The organism is Rahnella rivi (genome assembly GCF_019049655.1).
In the GTDB taxonomy this organism is placed as follows: Bacteria; Pseudomonadota; Gammaproteobacteria; order Enterobacterales; family Enterobacteriaceae; genus Rahnella; species Rahnella rivi.
On record NZ_JAFMOX010000053.1, the window covers coordinates 11,703 to 29,611 of the forward strand.

A 17,909-nucleotide genomic window follows, 5' to 3' on the forward strand; every position below is an offset into this window, starting at 1 on the left:
TTCTTCCTTACGAACTTGAACTGGACGTGGACATCGCATCGAACTGCTTGGTCAGATAATCCGCCGTGCTGTTGAGCTTCTGGATCGCAACGTCAAGCGCAGTGAACTGCGTTTTATAACGGGCAATGGTGGTGTTGATGCTGGTGTTCACTTTGTTGTACTGCTCAGTCAAACTTTTGAGCGTGGTATTAACCGCAGTTTTCGCATTCGCAATAGTTCCGGTATCTGAATCGAGATAGGAAACATTGAGATTATTTAGCTTTGTAATAACGCCTGTCGTTGTACCGTTGCCAAGCAGCATCGCTTTTACATCACTGGTGTTGTCAGATAACGCTTTATCAAGCTTAGTGCTATCAACTTCAAGATTGCCTGTATCTGGATCTGTCGTGATACCAATGCTTGAAAGCGTACTTATCCCATTTGAATTAAACGCAGAGGAAACCGCTGATTTCAATTGAGTCTGGATGGTTCTCAGGGCGCTATCACCCAACAACGCGCCATTGCTGGTGTCCTGGGTTGCTGTATTACTGTCAACTGCGGTGTATTTGGTCAGATTAGAAAACGTAGTTTGCAGCGCATTATAAGCAGTAACAAACGCCTGAATCTTGGTGCTGGCGTCACTGGTATCTTTCTTAACGGTCAGGGTCGCTGCGCTATCAGTTGTTGCCAGCAAGTTCAGCGTGATGCCCTCTGGTGCATCGGTCACTGTGTTGCTTTGACGTTCCAGTGCAATCCCGTTAACACTGAGTTGAGCATTTTTGGCTTCAACGTTTTGAGTCATTCCGCCTGTGTTAGTCGCAGAGTCATACCCAATAAATTTATTGAGAGTGTCGTCGCCAGTTACGGCGATCGTCATTTTTGAATCTGTACCTGTATCGTCAGCAGAAACAATGAGCTGATAACTACCGTCGGATACTTTAAGGATACTGGCCGTGACCCCGGCATCAGCGCCATTAATGGCATCGCGCATGCCAGCCAGCGAGGTTTGATCATCAGTTAATGAAATTGTGACTGGTTTGCCATCACCCTGAGTGATAGAGAGGCTGCGCGTGCCATTAGTGGATGTACCGCCCAACGCAGTACTGGTGTCTTTCGCAGTACCTGAAACTAAGACCTGCGCCTGCGCCAGCGTGGTCACATTCACCGTATATTTGCCAGCCGCTGCCCCTGCAGCAGTAGTAGCGGTGAAAGCTGAAGAGTTGCTTGATGTGGCAGTCGTTGCCGCATAAACATCTGCACTGTTTAGCGCAGCGGTCGCATCAGCGAATGACTGCAGTGAACTTTGTAAAGTTCCATAAGCAGTTAGTTTTGCGCTATAGCTGGTTTGAGCGGTAGTGATTGGCGTCAGACGCGCTTTTTCTGCCGTGGTCATATTGTCCAGTAAGGTGGACAGATCCAGACCTGAGCCGATACCTAATGAAGATATAGTGGCCATATGTATCCTTTACGAGTTGTATAAGAGTCTTTAAGCCCTATCGGCACGACGGAGAAAAAGTTTAATGGATTACAATAAAAAGTAATGGCGTGAATAGCCGGTATAAGGAGGGGTAATTCTCAAAGTAAGAAATCGAGAAATTTTATGAAATATCTCTAAAGGTTGTGGGTGAAGCGCCGATACAAGTTTGGACGGTGATGAACGCCGTGGGCAATAAGCCCGAACCCTTAACCAGATTTGAAGGAATACACTCATGGCTCAAGTTATCAATACCAACACGCTGTCTCTGATGACTCAGAACAACATGAACAAATCCCAGTCCGCACTCAGCACCGCTATCGAGCGTCTGTCTTCCGGTCTGCGTATCAACAGCGCGAAAGACGATGCAGCGGGCCAGGCAATTGCTAACCGTTTCACTTCTAACATCAACGGTCTGACTCAGGCTTCACGTAACGCCAACGACGGTATCTCCGTTGCGCAGACCACTGAAGGCTCATTGAGCGAAATCAACAACAACTTACAACGTATTCGTGAGCTGTCTGTTCAGGCTGCTAACGGCACCAACTCTGATTCCGACCTGTCTTCAATCCAGGATGAAATCACTTCCCGTCTGGACGAAATTGACCGCGTATCTGGTCAGACTCAGTTCAACGGTGTGAAAGTATTAGCTTCAAACCAGACCATGAAAATTCAGGTAGGTTCTAACGATGGCGAAACTATCGACATTGACCTGCAGAAAATCGACTCTAACACTCTTGGTCTGAATGGTCTCAACGTACAAACTGCTAACGTTTCTACTGGTAAAGCGCTGACTACAGTCCCAACTTCAGTTACTCTTACCGGCACTGCAGCTGCAATTGCTGCGGCTGCACCTGGTGGTACTGGTTCAATTGTTAAAGCAGACGATGGCAGCTATTATGCCAATATGACAGCAGCTACTACTGCTTCAGATAAAGGGTATTATTCAGTAACTATCGATAATGGTACGGGTGCGGTAACCGTTGGTTCTAAAATTACAGATCAATCCTCTGTTAAAGTTACTGATTCAACGGCTCAGACTTCAGTTACTGTTAACAAAGCTATCGATATGACTGATGCATCTGTAACTGCTATTACTGGTGCAAAACTGTATCAAGTTACTAATGCTTCAGGAGATACCGCTTATGCACTTAAGGGTACTGATAACAAATTGTATGCAGCAGATGTAACTAACGGTGTTGTAAAAGCTAAAACCATTGATTATACAGATGCTAGCGGTACTGCAGTAACCGGAGCAAATGTTACACTGGGCGGAACTGATGGTCTTACTGAGGTTGTAACAGTTGGTACAGGCGAAAATACCAAAACTTACAAAGCTGATGATTTGGATGGTGCTGACTTGAAAACTCAGACTCTGACTTCAATCAAAACCTCTACTACTGATCCGCTGGCAGCGATCGACGCAGCAATTAGCAAAGTCGATAATTTCCGTTCTTCACTGGGTGCTATTCAGAACCGTTTCGATTCTGCTATCACTAACCTGGCAAACACCACTACCAACCTGCAGTCTGCACAGAGCCGTATTCAGGATGCTGACTACGCGACTGAAGTTTCTGCAATGTCTAAAGCGCAGATCCTGCAACAGGCTGGTACTTCAGTGTTGTCCAAAGCTAACCAGGTTCCACAGTCCGTACTGTCCCTGCTGCAAGGCTAATTTTTCGGATAACCCGAAAAACACAGTCCAACCCCGCCTCGGCGGGGTTTTTTTTAACCAAAACTTACGATTATTCTGAATCCCTTCTTCGCGCCGGCTGGTATAATTTAGGATAATCTTTATGTTTTGATCACAAAATGAGCTATTGTGAGCGGCGTACAAAAGGGTGCCGCGAGGACAATGTTCGAGACATAATCAAAATAGCCGCGCTTTTTTGTCCTTATTCTGCCGATTGAACAGGGTTTCCACTGTCACAATGATACAGACCCTTAATTTTACAGGTTACGACAGTGAGCGATCTGTATACCGCCGACGGCGTGATAGACAAAAATTCTTTGTGGCAGCGCTATGTACCGCTGGTGCGCCATGAAGCCCTGCGTTTGCAGGTACGGCTTCCCGCCAGCGTAGAGCTTGATGATCTACTGCAAGCGGGGGGCATCGGCCTGTTAAATGCGGTTGAGCGTTTTGATGCAATGCAGGGTACGGCGTTTACCACTTACGCTGTCCAGCGAATTCGCGGGGCGATGCTCGATGAGCTGCGCAGCCGCGACTGGGTGCCGCGCAGCGTCAGACGCAATGCGCGTGAAGTCTCCCAGGCGATGCATCACGCAGAACAACGTTTAGGGCGACCACCGAGTGAAGGAGAGGTGGCGCAGGCGCTGGATATTCCCATCGAGGAATACCGGCAAATACTGATGGATACGAACAGCAGCCAGTTGTTTTCTTATGACGAGTGGCGTGAAGAGCACGGCGATTCAGCCGAGGCATTGATGGAAGGGCACGAAGAGGCCAACCCGTTACATCATCTGTTGGAGGGCAATTTACGCCACCGGGTGATGGAAGCTATCGATGCGTTACCAGAACGGGAAAAGTTAGTTCTTACGCTTTACTACCAGGAAGAGTTGAATTTAAAAGAGATCGGGGCAGTGCTGGAGGTCGGGGAATCCCGCGTAAGCCAGCTGCACAGTCAGGCGATTAAGCGATTGCGAACGCGCCTGGCTAACGACCACTGATCCGCTTTTTCCTGGCCGGTTATACATTTTATGTCCCTTATCAGGAATAAATTTATGCCAGCGGGAATCAAAACAAGGCCTTTAAGCCGTTATCTTAAAGATTTTAAACACAGTCAGACTCACTGCTCACAGTGCGCAAAAGAACTCGACAGGATGGCGCTGGTGTTTCGCGGGCAAATCATTAATAAAGAGGCCATCGCTAAGATGGACCAGCCTATTGATGATGACGTGTGGCAAAACCTGTCGCAAGAACTGACCGCTCTGTGTCGTTTTTGCAGTGAGATTAGCTGTAACAGCCATTCGTCGTATTTTGACATTATGGCGTTTAAGCAATATCTGTTTGAACAGACTGAAATGAATCACAGCACGGTGCGCGAATATGTTGTCCGCCTCCGCCGTCTGGATGACATCCTGTCTGCCAATAACTATCCTCTCGATAAACTGAAAGGGGACAGTATCCACCAGCGGATCATCAGTGATCTGCCGGTGGCGGCGCATGATAACTACCGTATTGCCTTGCGCAAATACGATCAGTATCTGGCCTGGCAGAAATCAGCCTGAGACTGTTCAGCACAGACTGACGAAGTAACACCACAAACAGGTTCCTCCGGGAGCCTGTTTTTTTGTCTACAGTTTGTATACATTCTTTATATACTTCATCATTACGCTCCTTTCATATCCTAATAATCCACATTTACGGTTTCGCTCAGCGATGCGGCTGCGCGTCAGGGGAACATTGTGCCTGCTAAAATTTCATTGCTTAAAAACCGGCTGGATGCCTTTGATCGTCTCGATTTACTGGGTAACAGCACCCCGCTGGAGAAATTACACCGCCTCTCAGAACATCTGGGGCGCGATATTTACATCAAACGTGATGACGTCACTCCGCTGGCGATGGGCGGTAACAAGCTGAGAAAACTGGAATATCTGGTGGCCGATGCGCTGGCAGAAGGCGCGGATACGTTAGTCACCGCAGGCGCGATCCAGTCTAACCACGTTCGTCAGACCGCCGCCGTGGCGGCGAAGCTTGGCCTGAAATGCGTGGCGCTGCTGGAAAATCCTATCGGCACGCAAGAAGCTAACTATCTGACCAATGGCAACCGTCTGTTGCTGGATCTGTTTAACGTCGAAGTGGTGATGTGCGATGCGTTGCACGACCCGATGGCGCAGCTGGCAGAGCAGGCAGAGCGTCTGGAAGCCCAGGGTTTTCGTCCGTACATCGTGCCGGTGGGCGGCTCGAACGCGCTGGGTGCGCTCGGATATGTTCAGTGTGCGCTGGAAATCGCCGAGCAGTCCTCGGCCAGTTTTGTGGATTTCAGCGCCGTCGTAGTTGCCTCCGGCAGCGCCGGAACTCACGCAGGGCTGGCGGTCGCCCTCAGCCATCTGATGCCGGACACAGCACTGATTGGCGTTACAGTGTCACGTAAGGCGCATGAGCAACGTCCGAAAGTCGAGGCCATTGCGCGTGAAGTGGCGGCCCGTTTAGAGTTTGACGACACATCGCCAACGATTGTTTTATGGGATGAGTATTTTGCGCCGCGCTACGGTGAGCCTAATGACGCCGGGATGGCGGCGATCAAACTGCTGGCAGAACAGGAAGCGATGTTACTTGATCCGGTTTACACCGGCAAAGCGATGGCGGGGCTGCTCGACGGCATCGAGCGCGGATTGTTCCCGGACGAAGGCCCGATCCTGTTTATTCACACCGGCGGGGCTCCGGCACTCTTTGCTTATCACCCTTTTGTATAGGCATGACTTATCGTTGTGATGGGTGGAAAAGAGGGTGTTGATGGCTTAACGTGTGCTTATTCCATTTTGAGCTAAGATTATAGAATTATATTCCTGATAACTGTTGCGGCGGGTGCTACTGTGCGCAAATTCATTGGGTATATAACGTTTTATAATTAACTATAAATGAGGTGAATATGATTTTTTCTACACTGCGTCGTCGTTTACTTCTGGGTGCTGTCGCCGTCTCGCTGACTGCCGGTATGGTCAGCAACAGCTTCGCCGATGAAGGTTTACTGAAGAAAGTTAAAGAGCGCGGCACGCTGATCGTCGGGCTGGAAGGCACCTATCCTCCGTTCAGTTTTCAGGGTGAAGACGGCAAACTGACCGGTTTTGAAGTGGAATTTGCAGATGCGCTGGCGCAGCACATGGGCGTGAAAGCCAAGCTGCAACCGACCAAGTGGGACGGTATGCTGGCTTCCCTGGAATCAAAACGTATCGACGTGGCGATTAACCAGGTGACGATTTCCCCGGAGCGTCAGAAGAAATATGATTTCTCCACGCCGTACACCGTTTCCGGCATTCAGGCGCTGACCAAAAAAGGCAATGAGGCCAATTTTGCTAAACCTGAAGATCTGAAAGGTAAGAAAGTAGGCGTGGGTCTGGGCAGTAACTACGAGCAGTGGTTGCGTGAAAATGTTCAGGGCGTGGATATCCGTACCTATGATGATGACCCGACAAAATACCAGGATCTGCGCGTAGGCCGTATCGATGCCATTCTGGTGGACCGTCTGGCCGCGCTGGATCTGGTCAAGAAAACCGGCAATACCTTAGCCGTTGCGGGTGCGCCGTTCTCCCGTCTGGAAGCAGGCGTGGCGTTGCGTAAGAACAACCCGGAACTGCTGGCTGCGATTAACAAAGCCATTGCTGATATGCAGAAAGACGGCTCACTGACCAAGATTTCTGAAAAATGGTTCGGGGCTGACGTCACCAAATAATCGCTCACGATGACCGGGGCGGCGCATCACACCGCCCCGGATCCATTCAGAGCAAACATCCAGAAGGTCTTTATCGGATGCAAGAAAGTATTCAACTGGTGCTGGATTCAGCACCATTTTTATTGAAGGGCACCCTGTTTACGCTCCAGCTGAGTCTCGGCGGGATGATTTTCGGGTTATTACTGGGCTTTATGCTGGCGCTGATGCGCCTTTCGCGTTTCTGGCCGCTGTCATGGCTGTCACGTTTTTACGTGTCCGTATTTCGTGGTACGCCGCTTATCGCGCAACTGTTTATGATTTACTACGGCCTGCCGCAGTTTGGCATTGAGCTGGATCCTATTCCGGCTGCCATGATCGGCCTGTCGCTTAATACCGCGGCTTACACCTCTGAAACCCTGCGTGCGGCGATTTCGTCGATCGAAAAAGGGCAGTGGGAAGCTGCTGCCAGTATCGGCATGAACCCGTGGCAGACGCTGCGCCGCGTGATTTTACCGCAGGCCGCCCGCACCGCGCTGCCGCCGCTGGGCAACAGTTTTATCGGTCTGGTGAAAGACACCTCACTGGCGGCGACCATTCAGGTGCCGGAGCTGTTCCGCCAGGCGCAACTGGTCACCTCGCGCACGCTGGAAGTGTTCACCATGTATCTGGCCGCCTCGATCATCTACTGGGTGCTGGCGACCGTATTATCCTTCCTGCAAAACCGTCTGGAAGACCGCGTTAACCGTCAGGATCAGGAGCCTTCATGAGTACCATTGACGTTAAGCAACTGACTAAGAAATTCAACGGCCAAACGGTATTGCACGGTATCGATTTACAGGTCAACGCTGGCGAAGTTGTGGCGATTATTGGCCCAAGCGGTTCCGGTAAAACCACCTTGTTGCGCAGTATCAATCTGCTGGAAGAGCCGGACGGCGGCACCATCAAAGTGGGCAACATCGAAATTGATGGCAACAAGCCGATCAGCAAACAAAAAAACAAAGTCCGTGAACTGCGTCAGCAGGTCGGGTTTGTCTTCCAGAACTTCAATCTGTTCCCGCACCGTTCCGTGATGGAAAACATCATTGAAGGGCCGGTCATCGTGAAGGGTGAACCGAAAGAGAAAGCGATAGCCGCCGCGCGCAAGCTGCTGGAGAAAGTCGGCCTGAGCGGCAAAGAGGATGCTTATCCGCGCCGTTTATCGGGCGGCCAGCAACAACGTGTGGCGATAGCCCGCGCACTGGCGATGGAGCCTGAAGTCATTTTGTTCGACGAACCGACCTCAGCCCTCGACCCGGAACTGGTTGGCGAAGTGCTCAACACAATCCGCGCCCTGGCGCTCGAGCACCGCACGATGGTGATCGTCACCCATGAAATGAGCTTTGCGCGAGACGTTGCTGATCGGGCGATCTTTATGGATCAGGGGAAGATCGTCGAGCAGGGGCCAGCGAAGGAGTTGTTTTCGAATCCGCAGCATGCGCGGACTAAGCAGTTTCTGGAGAAGTTTCTGGCACATTAAATTCAAGACCTTGGGCTGCCGCCCAAACCGGCCTCAAGGGTGGTCCGTCGCCACCACCCTTGAGAATCCCGGGCTCTTTAAAACACGTGCCATGCATCCCGGCTCCGTTTCAGAAACTCCTCCTATTGCCGCAAAATCCCGCCGCTGCGCGGTTCCCTCCGGTCGGGTTACAACCCGCGAAAAAAACCTCGCGGTTTTCCACCTCTTCCTGCGGCGTGATTTTTGAACGCGACCAGAGGCTTTTAAGGTCACAACTTCACCTGCTCAGGATGAGAAAAGCAAACAGCTTGCCATCATTTCAAAACAACCCGGACAGCTCCTCCCCTTTGCCGTGGAGGAGCAAAAAATCCCCAAAAAAAAGCCCCGAAAAATTTTCGGGGCTTTCCAAATTCTCACACAACTCCAGGCCTTACGCTTAGTTGATTTGAACCGGCATCCCGGCACGCATCTCAATCGCACGCTGAACCACAGTCTGATTCACACTCGGATCCATCGCCACGGCATTTGAACTGCCCGTCAGGCTGATTGGAATCGGTTGTTGGGAATCAAATTCTTCCTGGTTGGAAGACAGCGGGTTATGGATTTCAACATAACGCTTGCCGTCTGGCTCAACCGTGGCTTTCACCGGCTCGTTGATGAACTGAACGCGGGTGCCCTGCGGCACGTTGTCGTACAGCCATTTGATGTCAGCATCACGCAGACGCACACAACCGTGGCTCACGCGCAGACCGATACCGAAGTTCGCGTTGGTGCCGTGAACGGCATACAGACGTCCCACGTACAGCGCGTAAAGACCCATCGGGTTGTCCGGGCCGGCAGGGAAGACGGCTGGCAGGAATTCGCCGCGTGCCGCGTATTCTTCATGCATTTTTGCCGTTGGTGTCCAGGTCGGACCGGCTTTTTTACGCTGAACAGTGGTCACCCAGTTAAGCGGGGTGTCTTTACCCAGTTCGCCGATACCGATTGGCAGAACAACGACGGTATTGGTGCCTTTCGGGTAGTAGTACAAACGCATTTCTGCGCTGTTGATGACAACACCTTCATGCGGCGTATCCGGCAGAATTAACTGCTGTGGGATCGTCAGCACAGTGCCAGGGGTTGGCAGGAACGGGTCAACGCCAGGGTTAGCTTCGAGCATGTTGCTCAAACCCATCTGGTATTGCGCTGCAAAATGTTCCAGAGGCAGGCTGCTGCCTTGTGGAACAGTGACCGTGATATTTTCACCGATCAGACGACCATTGTTCGCCGGAAGAGGATAAACCACAGCAAAAGATGCCTGGCTGTATGCAGCAACTGCCAAAACCAGGGTAACTATCGCGCGAATGCTCATTTTCATATTTTCGTTGGTCGTTAATGCCACACTGGCAGTTGTTGTCAGGATGTTGATTTCCCCCCGGCCTGCTTTCAACCGGAGGAACAGTGTACGTTCACAGGCACTTTAATGAGACTCAGTATGTGTAACGAATCACATTTCAGGGTCGCTAATTATAAGGATTTATTTCAAACAGGCCAAAGCTTTCTCACGCTGTTGGAAAAGTTCCCTGCGCCGAAGGCATTTTTTGTGGATCTCCACACAATTCCTTCACAATTAAGCCGTTCTGCGCGGTCAGATACGCCTGCCCGGACTGTTGTGGCAGGCGATTTCAGGGCATAAAAAAACCCTGATTTCTCAGGGTTCTTTCAACACGTTTAGCTATCAGAAATCATAACCCACGGTCGCGACCACGGTACGTTCCTGACCCCAGTAGCAATAGCTGGTGCCGTAACAGGCAGCGACGTATTTCTTATCGAACAGGTTATTGGCGTTCAGCTGCACGAATGCGCCTTTCAGTTGTGGATTAAACTGCACCAGATTCATACGCAGTGATGCATCAACCAGCGTCGCGGAAGGCATGTGACGGGTGTTTTCGTTATCCGCCCATTGTGTGCCGATGTAACGCACACCCGCGCCCAGATCCACACCGACCGGCGTATTGTACTGACCCCAGATAGACGCCATCTGTTTTGGCGTCACGTATGGCGTGTTGCCGTTATTCTGGCTGGCATCGCGAATACGCACTTTATTGTAGGTATAACCGGCCATCACGTTGAAGCGCTCGGTCACCTGTTTCTTGGCTTCCAGCTCCAGACCCTGTGAACGGATCTTACCCGCAGGTTCATAATAGCTGCCCACCACTACGCGGTTACCTACGTCATCCTGCGTCAGGTCATACAGTGCCGCGCTGTACATATCGGATGTGCCGACCGGCTGATATTTGATCCCCGCTTCGTACTGCTCACTCTGCATCGGCTTGAGCAGCGTGCCATCAGAGCCTGGCAGGGCCGATGGCGTCATCGCCTGGCTGTAGCTGACGTACGGGGAAATCCCGCTGTCAAAGGCATACAACAGGGAAGCTCGGCTGTTGAAGTGGCTGTCTTTACGCTCGCTGCTGCTTTCTTTGCCATAGATACTTTCGTAGCTGCGGCTGTCGGTTTTCAGCGTGTCGTAACGGCCGGACAGGGTCAGGAACCACTTGTTCCAGCTCATTTCATCCTGCAGATAGGTGCCCATCTGCTCGTAACGGTTTTTGCCGCGAGAAAGGCTGTAATAGTCCAGCGCATCGCTGCCAACACCGGTGTACGGGTTGAGCGTGCCTGCGATGGCGCCGTCAGATTTCAGATCATTGACGAAGTGAGAATAGTCGAAGCCCAGCACCACTTTGTGCGCCAGTTCGCCGGTGGCAAAATCGGCTTCAAGCTGGTTATCAATCGCGAAGGTATCCAGAGAGGATTTCTCACCGGAATAGTAGCGGTTCATCAACGTGCGGTCTGCGTTCCAGCCAGCCTGATACACCTGATCCAGTTCGGTATTGGAATGGGTGTAGTTGGCGTTCTGGCGGAAGGACCAGACGTCGTTAAACGCATGCTGGAATTCGTAGCTGTAGATCTGCTCCCAGCGTTTGAACTGGTTACGATCCGTTTCGCCGTCGAAGAATCCACGGCTCAGTTTCTGGCCATACAGGCTGCCGTCGGCAGGAACCGCGGCGTGATAACCGCCGGACGGATCTTTTTGCAGGTAGGCGCGCAGTAACAGCGAGGTATTTTCATCCGGCTGCCACATCAGCTGCGGGGAGATCGCATAACGCTCTTCGCGCTGGTGATCATACTGCGTATCACTGCTGCGGGTCATGCCGGTCAGACGAAATGCCCACTGGTCGTTGATTGCATTGGTGTAATCGAACGCACCGCCTTTGGTGTTTTGCGTCCCGCCGGACAGACGGAAATGGCCTTCTTCCGCAAACTGCGGACGCTTGGTGGTTTCAACCACGACGCCACCGGGAATGCTCTGGCCGTAAAGGGCAGAGGACGGCCCTTTCACCACATCAATACGTTCGAGGAACCACGGATCGACCTGAATGGAGTTATAGCTTGCGCCATCGCTCAGAATACGCAGGCCATCGAGGAATGTGTTGTTGACGTCACCACCGTGGAAGCCACGCAGGGAAATGGTGTCATAACGCGTTGCGCCGCCCGCAAAGTTGGTAAACACGCCTGGCGTATAGTTCAGCGCGGCATTGACGGTGGTGGCGTTCTGGTCGTCCATTTGCTGGCGGGTCACGACGGACACGGCCTGACCTGTGGTGATCAGTGGCTGATCGGTTTTGGTCGCACTTTTAGACGTTTTCGCGCTGTAACCCTGCGTCGGTGCATCTGCGGTATCAGCCTGAGAGGCTTTGATGACCACGGTATCTTCGGCGGCCAAAGAGGAAGCCGGAACAGCGACGGCCATGGCGCACAAAAGCACCGAGCGTTTGAGGGGAAAAGCCAACAACATATTAATAGTCCCTATAAATAACCCGATTAATAATCGAGTAATTAATTGATGCGTGTGTAAATAAGCCCAGAAGCCAACAGTGTTCCGCACGAAAGCCCGTCCTGAATAAGGCGGGTGATAACGAAAACGAGACGAATGTTAAACTTAATGATAATTGTTATCATTATTATTTTACAAATTCAAGGGAACTTTACGACAAAAGTGTGAAGTGACGCATTTTTATCCGCATGAATCTGATGGTTTTTATGGTTTTGAGGCGGGCAGTTCAGGGCAGGGAAGACGAGGTAGTGGCCGGGCAGGTGGTGGCTAAATGGCAATGTGTCAGACAAACCCGCTGAAGAGTGCCCCGCCAAAAGACGGGACATTCTTAAGGGACCAGCAGATTAACGTGCCAGCCCGAAGCCAATATCAAACAGCGGGTTTTCGCTGTCGTGCGGCATATCTGATTTCTGTCTGAGCACGGCATCCATGGAGGAGGGCAGTTCGAACGGCAGTTTGCCGGTATAGGCTTCGGTGCTGGTCAGGCGGGTAAACAGCACCGCATCGCTGACACCAAAGTTGCCGATAATGGCTTTCGCTTTGTCATTCACGTTGGTGAGAATGGCGGGGCGATCGAGATAAACGGTCACCACCGTCGGCACCGCGTTGCTGGCTTTCACAATCGCCTGATAATCCGCATTGTCATCGGTATAGGCCAGCGAGCCTTCATGATGACGTTTGCCAAAGAACCAGGCTTTATGCGGTTGTTCATACGGCGCATGAGCGCGGATCAGCGCAATATCCGCTTTTTCCGGCGTATCCACCACGGTGAAACCGGCGGCTTTTGCGGCCTGTGGTGCGATGCCGTACAGCCAGATTTTCTGGCCCTTCTTCAGCGGCAATGTGTCACCGGTGTTTTGCAGTAACACCAGAGAATGCCCTTGCGCTGAATCTGCTTCTTTCTGCCAGTCGGCACGACCCACGGTTTGCACGGCTTTTTGCACATCAACGTACGGATTTTCAAATAAGCCTGTGCGGAATTTTTGTTCAAGAATACGCACGACAGACTCATCAAGGCGCTGTTCTGTCAGTTGCTTTTCATTCACCGCGTTAACCAGCAGCTGTGAATCGGTTACGCCGCCAAACTGATCGACACCTGCCAGCACCGCTTTTACGAAACGCTGTTGCGGTGTCAGGGTTTCAACTCCCCAGGACATGCCGCCCGGCACCGGGTCTTTGCCTTGCGGCGAACCGTTCAGACATTCGCCTTCGCAATTACTGGTGATCAGCCAGTCGCTCAGCACCACGCCTTTAAAGCCGTATTGCCCGCGCAAAATATCGGTGAGCAACTGGTGGCTGAACCCTGCACCGACCTGTTCCAGCGGTTTGCCTTCAAGGGAAACATCTTTCAGGATCGAATAAGTCGGCATGACGCTGGCGACATTGGCTTCAAATGCGCCGGTGAACGGATAAATATGCTCTTTCAAATTGTTGCCGGGAAAGACGGCATTTTTGCCATAGACGTTGTGGCTGTCGTAGCCGTTTTCCGCCGCACCGTAGCCGACCCAGTGTTTCACTACCGAAATCACGCTGCCCTGATTCAGGCCATCGGCACCGTTTTGCATGCCTTCCACGTAACCGCGCACCATGTTGTGAACGCGGGTCGGATCTTCGCCAAAGGTGCCGCTGATGCGCGCCCAGCGCGGCTCGGTTGCCAGATCGGCCTGCGGCGAGAGCGCTTCACGAATGCCGACGGCCAGATATTCCTGACGCACGATATCGGCATAGCGGCGGGTGACTTTCTCGTTGCCAATGGCCGCCAGCCCTAAGGTTTCCGGCCACTGGGTGAATTTGCCGGAAGAGGTGCTGGCGCCAATCAGATACTCAAAAGAATTACGCGGGTCGCTGCTGATGGTGACCGGAATACCGAGCCGCGTCTTTTCGGCAATCTGCTGTAATTTATTGTTCTCTTCCGCCATCACCGCCGGGTCTTCCGCTGAAAGCCGGGTGATCAGGCTGTTCACCCTGGCACCGGAAATCATTTTCTCCGCTGCCGCCAAATCATAATGTGTGCCTGCGCCGATCGGGCTGTTGGCCGTCGGTGCCGAACCGTGCATCATCACGCCGGCTTTTTCCTGCAGCGTCATACGCTTTACCAGATCCGCAGCGCGTTCTTCAGGGGTCAGCCGCCAGTCTTCGTAAGGTTCCAGTTTCCCGGAGCGGTTAAGGTCTTTGAACGGCAAGCCGTCAACGGTCAGCAGGGTGACTTCACGCTGGCTAAGTTCGGGCGGGGTATCGTTGGCGGAGGCGGCAGCAGTAGAAAGCAGAAGGGCAGAAATGGCAAGGCTCAGAGGTGTCGTTTTCATTATCATCCTTAACGATTGATATATATAGAAACTCAATAAATCATCAATACGCTATATATTGGAAAGATGCTGAGATCGGGTTCGCAATTAAAAAACCACAATAAATGCACTGTTTTCAGTCTTTAGCCTAAATTTTTCCGTCAGTCTTCCGATAACACCCTTGAATCTGCTGATCCCGCCCGCTTTTTACAGGGCGCACCGGCAGACTGATATCGATACTTATTGACCGTTAGGGTCTTCTATAAAGGGATTGTCATGAAAAAGGTTATTCTTGCGGCGGCCGTTGCCGTTCTGTTATCCGGCTGTGCACAGCAAACTTTCAACATGGGTCAGGGGATTGCCACTGCGCCTAAGCAAGTGACCACACATCACTTCTTCGTCAGCGGTATTGGTCAGAAGAAATCCATCGATGCAGCGAAAGTCTGCGGTGGTGCGGATAAAGTGGTTCGCGTTGAAACCCAACAAACTTTCGTCAACGGCCTGCTGGGGCTGGTGACCTTTGGTATTTATACCCCGCGTGAAGCCCGCGTATTCTGTTCTTAATTCGCGCTGGTACACCCCATCAAGGCTGCCCTGTGGCAGCCTTTTTAATGGAAAGAACCGTTAACCCAATACCAGCCCCAGCAACGCACCGGCGGCCAGCACCCAGAGGGGGTGGATGCGTTTGTTCATCGCCAGCAGGGTGCACACCACGATAATGCCGCCCATCAGGGCGTTGGTGGCGGAGGCTTCGGCGATCAGCAATCCGCTCGACACCACCAGCCCGACGGTGACCGGCACCAGTCCGCGCTGGATCACTTGCCGCCATGGCCGGTCTTTGTAGCGTTTCCACCCACCCATCACGATAAGCGTGACGATGGATGACGGGCCGAACTTCGCCAGAGATGACACCAGCAGCCCGGACCAACCCGCCACCTGCCAGCCGATCAGCGGTACGATCATCATATTCGGGCCGGGGGCTGCCTGCGCCAGGGCGAACAGGGCGCTAAACTCCTGCGCGCTCATCCAGTGATGCACATCGACCACTGCACGCTGCATTTCCGGCAAAATAGTGTTCCCGCCGCCGAAGGCCAGCAGGGAAAGTTCAGTGAACAACAGGGCCAGCGAAAATAAAACTGTCATCAGAATTTCCCTTTTGCACAGATGAAGATACTGACCGGTGCCAGCACCAGCATGACCGGCAGCATCGGTATACGAAACAGGGCGATGGCCACTACGCCCGCCGCGACCAGCGCCAGTTGCAGCCATTTTCCGCGCAGCGGGGCCAGCATTTTTATGCCGGTTGAGAGCAGTAAACCCGCTGCCGCAGCCGCCATTCCGGCAAAGAGATGCTCCACCAGCGGTTCATTCTGATAGCGTGCGTAAATCAGGCCGAGCAATACCACGCAAAGGGTCGGCGCCAGAATCAGCCCCAGAATGGCCGAGAGCGCACCGCGCAGGCCACGAAACTCCATTCCCAGCGCAACGGACAAATTGATGATATTGCCGCCCGGCAGAAACTGACACAGCCCGAGCAACTCGGTGAACTGATCGGCAGTCAGCCAGCGGCGTTTATCCACCAGCATGTGTCGTGCCATTGGCAGAACGCCGCCAAACCCGGTCAGCCCGAGGACGAAAAAGCCCATAAACAGTTGTCCGCAATCGGGTTGCGGTGCGGTGTGTTCTTCCAGATCGAGCATGATTTTTTCCTGTGAACAGTCGGCCATTGCTGCACTCTCCCTAAATGTAATTCAATGATGCCAAAGGCGTAAATTCTGTTGAGGATCATGCGCGTCGACGTGCCATGATGTCTAATGCCTATAATAGTGAATACCGATACCTGGAGAGTATGGCAGTGATTGAGCTGAAACGTCTGAATGCCTTCGTGACCGTTGTCGAGGCCGGGAGCATTACCCGCGCCGCAGAATTGCTTTTTATCCAGCAACCCCCGCTAACCCGTCTGTTGCAGGGGCTGGAGCAGGATTTCGGCGTGGCCTTGTTACAGCGTTTGCCGCGCGGGGTGATCCCGACTGAAGCCGGTGAAGTGTTGCTGAATGAAGCCCGTGCCGTGCTGGCGCGTGCTGATCAGTTGAGCGCTGCGATGCAACGCGCGGCGCTGGGTGAACAGGGGCGCATCCGCATCGGGTTCACCAGCTCTGCTGCTCTGCATACCTTTGTGCCCGCACTGCTGCGCCGGTATCGTGAAATTTACCCGTCGGTCAGCACCCTGCTTGAGGAAAATGGCAGCGGTGAGCTGCTGGCGGGCGTGGTGGCCGGGCAGCTTGACGTCGCTTTTGTGCGCATGCGCGTAAAAGATATGCCGGAATTAGAGATGGAAAAAGTGCTGGAAGAACCGATGTGGGTGGCGGTTCCGGCGGGACATCGGCTGGCCTCTCAGCCGGGCGATCAGCCTTTAAAACTGGAAGAACTGAGTAACGAGCCTTTTGTGCTGTACCGGCGGCGCGCCGGGCAGGGGCTGTACGATGCAATACTGGCGGCGTATGTCCGCGCCGGTTTCAGCCCGCACATTGTGCAGGAAGCGCCACGGCTGACGTCGTGTCTGAGTCTGGTGGGCGCAGGGCTGGGCATTTCGATTGTGCCCGCTTCGATGACCCGCCTCGGTGGCGACGGCGTGGTGTTTCTGCCTCTCGATGCCACCACAAAACTCAGCGCACCGCTTTATCTCGCCCGGCGGGAGGACAGCCACGGATCGTCTATCATTAATACGTTCTGTTCGCTGGTGAAATCACAACTGGCGGAAAATTAAAGGTGTTGCTCGGAGATATGTTTCTGGGTGGATTCCAGCGTAATGCCGTCGGATTCGATGGCGTTAAGCAGGGAATCGAGCAGGCCGGGGAAGCGGGCGTCCAGATCGTCGCGGCGCAGTGAAAGCAAGTTGGCGCGGCCATCCGGACGTTGCCAGATCACGCCGCTGTCACGTAATACGCGCCAGTGGTGAGTCAGCGTCGATTTCGACAGCCCCTGCAATAATGTTCCGCACGGATGTTCGCCGCCTTTTGCCAGCGTGCGTACCACGGCCAGACGTAACGGATTACCCAGCGCAGTCAGGACATTTTCAAGGCGGATCTGCTCGCGTTCGGGGTGATTGGCTATCATCGGACTATCCTCTTTACCCGTCATACTTCAGGTTGCAGATGCATTTGCCGCCTTCCTGCAACCAGAATTATTTTGGCTAAAATTTTAAATTATCGGCGGCCGCGCAATATAGCCTATCCCTCAACGGCTGTACAACGTGACGGCCTGTGACCAATTTCATTGATAGACCAAATTAATTGTACGAATATACACGTACAATTGTAGTATACTCTCCGCATTAAGAAATTTAGTACCCAATACTTTGTGACGGGACGTGAAAACCACTCCCCGCCAACTTAGCCATCAACCAGTA

At 52.6% G+C, this 17,909-nt stretch carries 16 protein-coding genes; 9 read left to right on the top strand and 7 right to left on the bottom strand.

The window, feature by feature from the left end:
* Window positions 1-7: 7 nt before the first annotated feature.
* A complete protein-coding gene (gene fliD, locus J1779_RS07490; RefSeq protein ID WP_217203353.1) occupies window positions 8-1,435 on the bottom strand; it encodes a flagellar filament capping protein FliD in 1,428 nt (475 codons plus the stop codon).
* Window positions 1,436-1,688: 253 nt separating this feature from the next.
* On the opposite strand from fliD, the gene J1779_RS07495 reads away from it, so the two are divergent.
* The 7 genes from J1779_RS07495 (at window position 1,689) to tcyN (ending at window position 8,362) form a co-directional block, all read left to right on the top strand.
* Entirely contained in the window at window positions 1,689-3,128 is a 1,440-nt protein-coding gene (locus J1779_RS07495) for a flagellin N-terminal helical domain-containing protein (RefSeq protein ID WP_217203355.1), read from the top strand.
* A 290-nt stretch (window positions 3,129-3,418) separates the two neighbouring features.
* Complete coding sequence (locus tag J1779_RS07500; protein WP_056769937.1) at window positions 3,419-4,141, top strand: RNA polymerase sigma factor FliA; 723 nt, start codon at window positions 3,419-3,421, stop codon at window positions 4,139-4,141.
* Window positions 4,142-4,195: 54 nt separating this feature from the next.
* Window positions 4,196-4,702, top strand: a complete 507-nt coding sequence (gene fliZ / locus J1779_RS07505) for a flagella biosynthesis regulatory protein FliZ (protein ID WP_056769939.1) — start codon at window positions 4,196-4,198, stop codon at window positions 4,700-4,702.
* A 177-nt stretch (window positions 4,703-4,879) separates the two neighbouring features.
* Complete coding sequence (locus tag J1779_RS07510; protein ID WP_217203357.1) at window positions 4,880-5,890, top strand: D-cysteine desulfhydrase; 1,011 nt, start codon at window positions 4,880-4,882, stop codon at window positions 5,888-5,890.
* A 176-nt stretch (window positions 5,891-6,066) separates the two neighbouring features.
* Window positions 6,067-6,867 carry a cystine ABC transporter substrate-binding protein gene (tcyJ, locus tag J1779_RS07515; RefSeq protein WP_056769944.1) on the top strand — a complete coding sequence of 267 codons (801 nt, stop codon included), beginning with the start codon at window positions 6,067-6,069 and terminating at the stop codon, window positions 6,865-6,867.
* A 77-nt stretch (window positions 6,868-6,944) separates the two neighbouring features.
* A complete protein-coding gene (gene tcyL, locus J1779_RS07520; protein ID WP_056769946.1) occupies window positions 6,945-7,613 on the top strand; it encodes a cystine ABC transporter permease in 669 nt (222 codons plus the stop codon).
* On the top strand, window positions 7,610-8,362 hold the full coding sequence (gene tcyN / locus J1779_RS07525; RefSeq protein ID WP_056769950.1) for an L-cystine ABC transporter ATP-binding protein TcyN: 753 nt from the start codon (window positions 7,610-7,612) through the stop codon (window positions 8,360-8,362). The genes tcyL and tcyN overlap by 4 nt, the downstream gene beginning before the upstream one ends.
* A 415-nt stretch (window positions 8,363-8,777) precedes the next feature.
* On the opposite strand, the gene J1779_RS07530 is transcribed toward tcyN, so the two are convergent.
* The 3 genes from J1779_RS07530 to J1779_RS07540 all read right to left on the bottom strand — a co-directional run bounded on the left by J1779_RS07530 (window position 8,778) and on the right by J1779_RS07540 (window position 14,521).
* Window positions 8,778-9,698 (bottom strand): L,D-transpeptidase family protein, encoded by a 921-nt coding sequence (locus tag J1779_RS07530; protein ID WP_056771888.1) that lies wholly within the window; start codon window positions 9,696-9,698, stop codon window positions 8,778-8,780.
* A 360-nt stretch (window positions 9,699-10,058) separates the two neighbouring features.
* Window positions 10,059-12,176, bottom strand: coding sequence for a TonB-dependent siderophore receptor (locus J1779_RS07535; protein ID WP_217203359.1), 2,118 nt, complete (start codon window positions 12,174-12,176; stop codon window positions 10,059-10,061).
* Window positions 12,177-12,559: 383 nt separating this feature from the next.
* The gene (locus J1779_RS07540; protein ID WP_217203361.1) at window positions 12,560-14,521 is read right to left on the bottom strand and encodes a glycoside hydrolase family 3 protein; all 1,962 of its coding nucleotides are present in this window, start codon (window positions 14,519-14,521) and stop codon (window positions 12,560-12,562) included.
* A gap of 255 nt (window positions 14,522-14,776) precedes the next feature.
* On the opposite strand from J1779_RS07540, the gene J1779_RS07545 reads away from it, so the two are divergent.
* Window positions 14,777-15,064 carry a Bor family protein gene (locus tag J1779_RS07545; protein ID WP_056769956.1) on the top strand — a complete coding sequence of 96 codons (288 nt, stop codon included), beginning with the start codon at window positions 14,777-14,779 and terminating at the stop codon, window positions 15,062-15,064.
* A 60-nt stretch (window positions 15,065-15,124) separates the two neighbouring features.
* On the opposite strand, the gene J1779_RS07550 is transcribed toward J1779_RS07545, so the two are convergent.
* Both J1779_RS07550 and J1779_RS07555 read right to left on the bottom strand, forming a co-directional pair.
* Window positions 15,125-15,643: a chromate transporter gene (locus J1779_RS07550; protein ID WP_390972295.1), complete on the bottom strand. Its 519-nt coding sequence runs from the start codon at window positions 15,641-15,643 to the stop codon at window positions 15,125-15,127.
* Entirely contained in the window at window positions 15,643-16,227 is a 585-nt protein-coding gene (locus J1779_RS07555; protein WP_056769960.1) for a chromate transporter, read from the bottom strand. The genes J1779_RS07550 and J1779_RS07555 overlap by 1 nt, the downstream gene beginning before the upstream one ends.
* A 122-nt stretch (window positions 16,228-16,349) precedes the next feature.
* On the opposite strand from J1779_RS07555, the gene J1779_RS07560 reads away from it, so the two are divergent.
* A complete protein-coding gene (locus J1779_RS07560; RefSeq protein ID WP_217203363.1) occupies window positions 16,350-17,267 on the top strand; it encodes a LysR family transcriptional regulator in 918 nt (305 codons plus the stop codon).
* On the opposite strand, the gene J1779_RS07565 is transcribed toward J1779_RS07560, so the two are convergent.
* A complete protein-coding gene (locus J1779_RS07565; RefSeq protein WP_056769964.1) occupies window positions 17,264-17,617 on the bottom strand; it encodes an ArsR/SmtB family transcription factor in 354 nt (117 codons plus the stop codon). The genes J1779_RS07560 and J1779_RS07565 overlap by 4 nt on opposite strands.
* Window positions 17,618-17,909: the final 292 nt, after the last annotated feature.

What these genes read in the sequence shown, in the direction of transcription:
- fliD (WP_217203353.1), bottom strand. Translation starts at nt 1,435, where the DNA reads ATGGCCACTATATCTTCATTAGGTATCGGCTCAGGTCTGGATCTGTCC.
- J1779_RS07495 (WP_217203355.1), top strand. Translation starts at nt 1,689, where the DNA reads ATGGCTCAAGTTATCAATACCAACACGCTGTCTCTGATGACTCAGAAC.
- fliZ (WP_056769939.1), top strand. Translation starts at nt 4,196, where the DNA reads ATGCCAGCGGGAATCAAAACAAGGCCTTTAAGCCGTTATCTTAAAGAT.
- tcyJ (WP_056769944.1), top strand. Translation starts at nt 6,067, where the DNA reads ATGATTTTTTCTACACTGCGTCGTCGTTTACTTCTGGGTGCTGTCGCC.
- tcyL (WP_056769946.1), top strand. Translation starts at nt 6,945, where the DNA reads ATGCAAGAAAGTATTCAACTGGTGCTGGATTCAGCACCATTTTTATTG.
- tcyN (WP_056769950.1), top strand. Translation starts at nt 7,610, where the DNA reads ATGAGTACCATTGACGTTAAGCAACTGACTAAGAAATTCAACGGCCAA.
- J1779_RS07530 (WP_056771888.1), bottom strand. Translation starts at nt 9,698, where the DNA reads ATGAAAATGAGCATTCGCGCGATAGTTACCCTGGTTTTGGCAGTTGCT.
- J1779_RS07535 (WP_217203359.1), bottom strand. Translation starts at nt 12,176, where the DNA reads ATGTTGTTGGCTTTTCCCCTCAAACGCTCGGTGCTTTTGTGCGCCATG.
- J1779_RS07540 (WP_217203361.1), bottom strand. Translation starts at nt 14,521, where the DNA reads ATGAAAACGACACCTCTGAGCCTTGCCATTTCTGCCCTTCTGCTTTCT.
- J1779_RS07545 (WP_056769956.1), top strand. Translation starts at nt 14,777, where the DNA reads ATGAAAAAGGTTATTCTTGCGGCGGCCGTTGCCGTTCTGTTATCCGGC.
- J1779_RS07550 (WP_390972295.1), bottom strand. Translation starts at nt 15,643, where the DNA reads ATGACAGTTTTATTTTCGCTGGCCCTGTTGTTCACTGAACTTTCCCTG.
- J1779_RS07555 (WP_056769960.1), bottom strand. Translation starts at nt 16,227, where the DNA reads ATGGCCGACTGTTCACAGGAAAAAATCATGCTCGATCTGGAAGAACAC.
- J1779_RS07560 (WP_217203363.1), top strand. Translation starts at nt 16,350, where the DNA reads ATGGCAGTGATTGAGCTGAAACGTCTGAATGCCTTCGTGACCGTTGTC.
- J1779_RS07565 (WP_056769964.1), bottom strand. Translation starts at nt 17,617, where the DNA reads ATGATAGCCAATCACCCCGAACGCGAGCAGATCCGCCTTGAAAATGTC.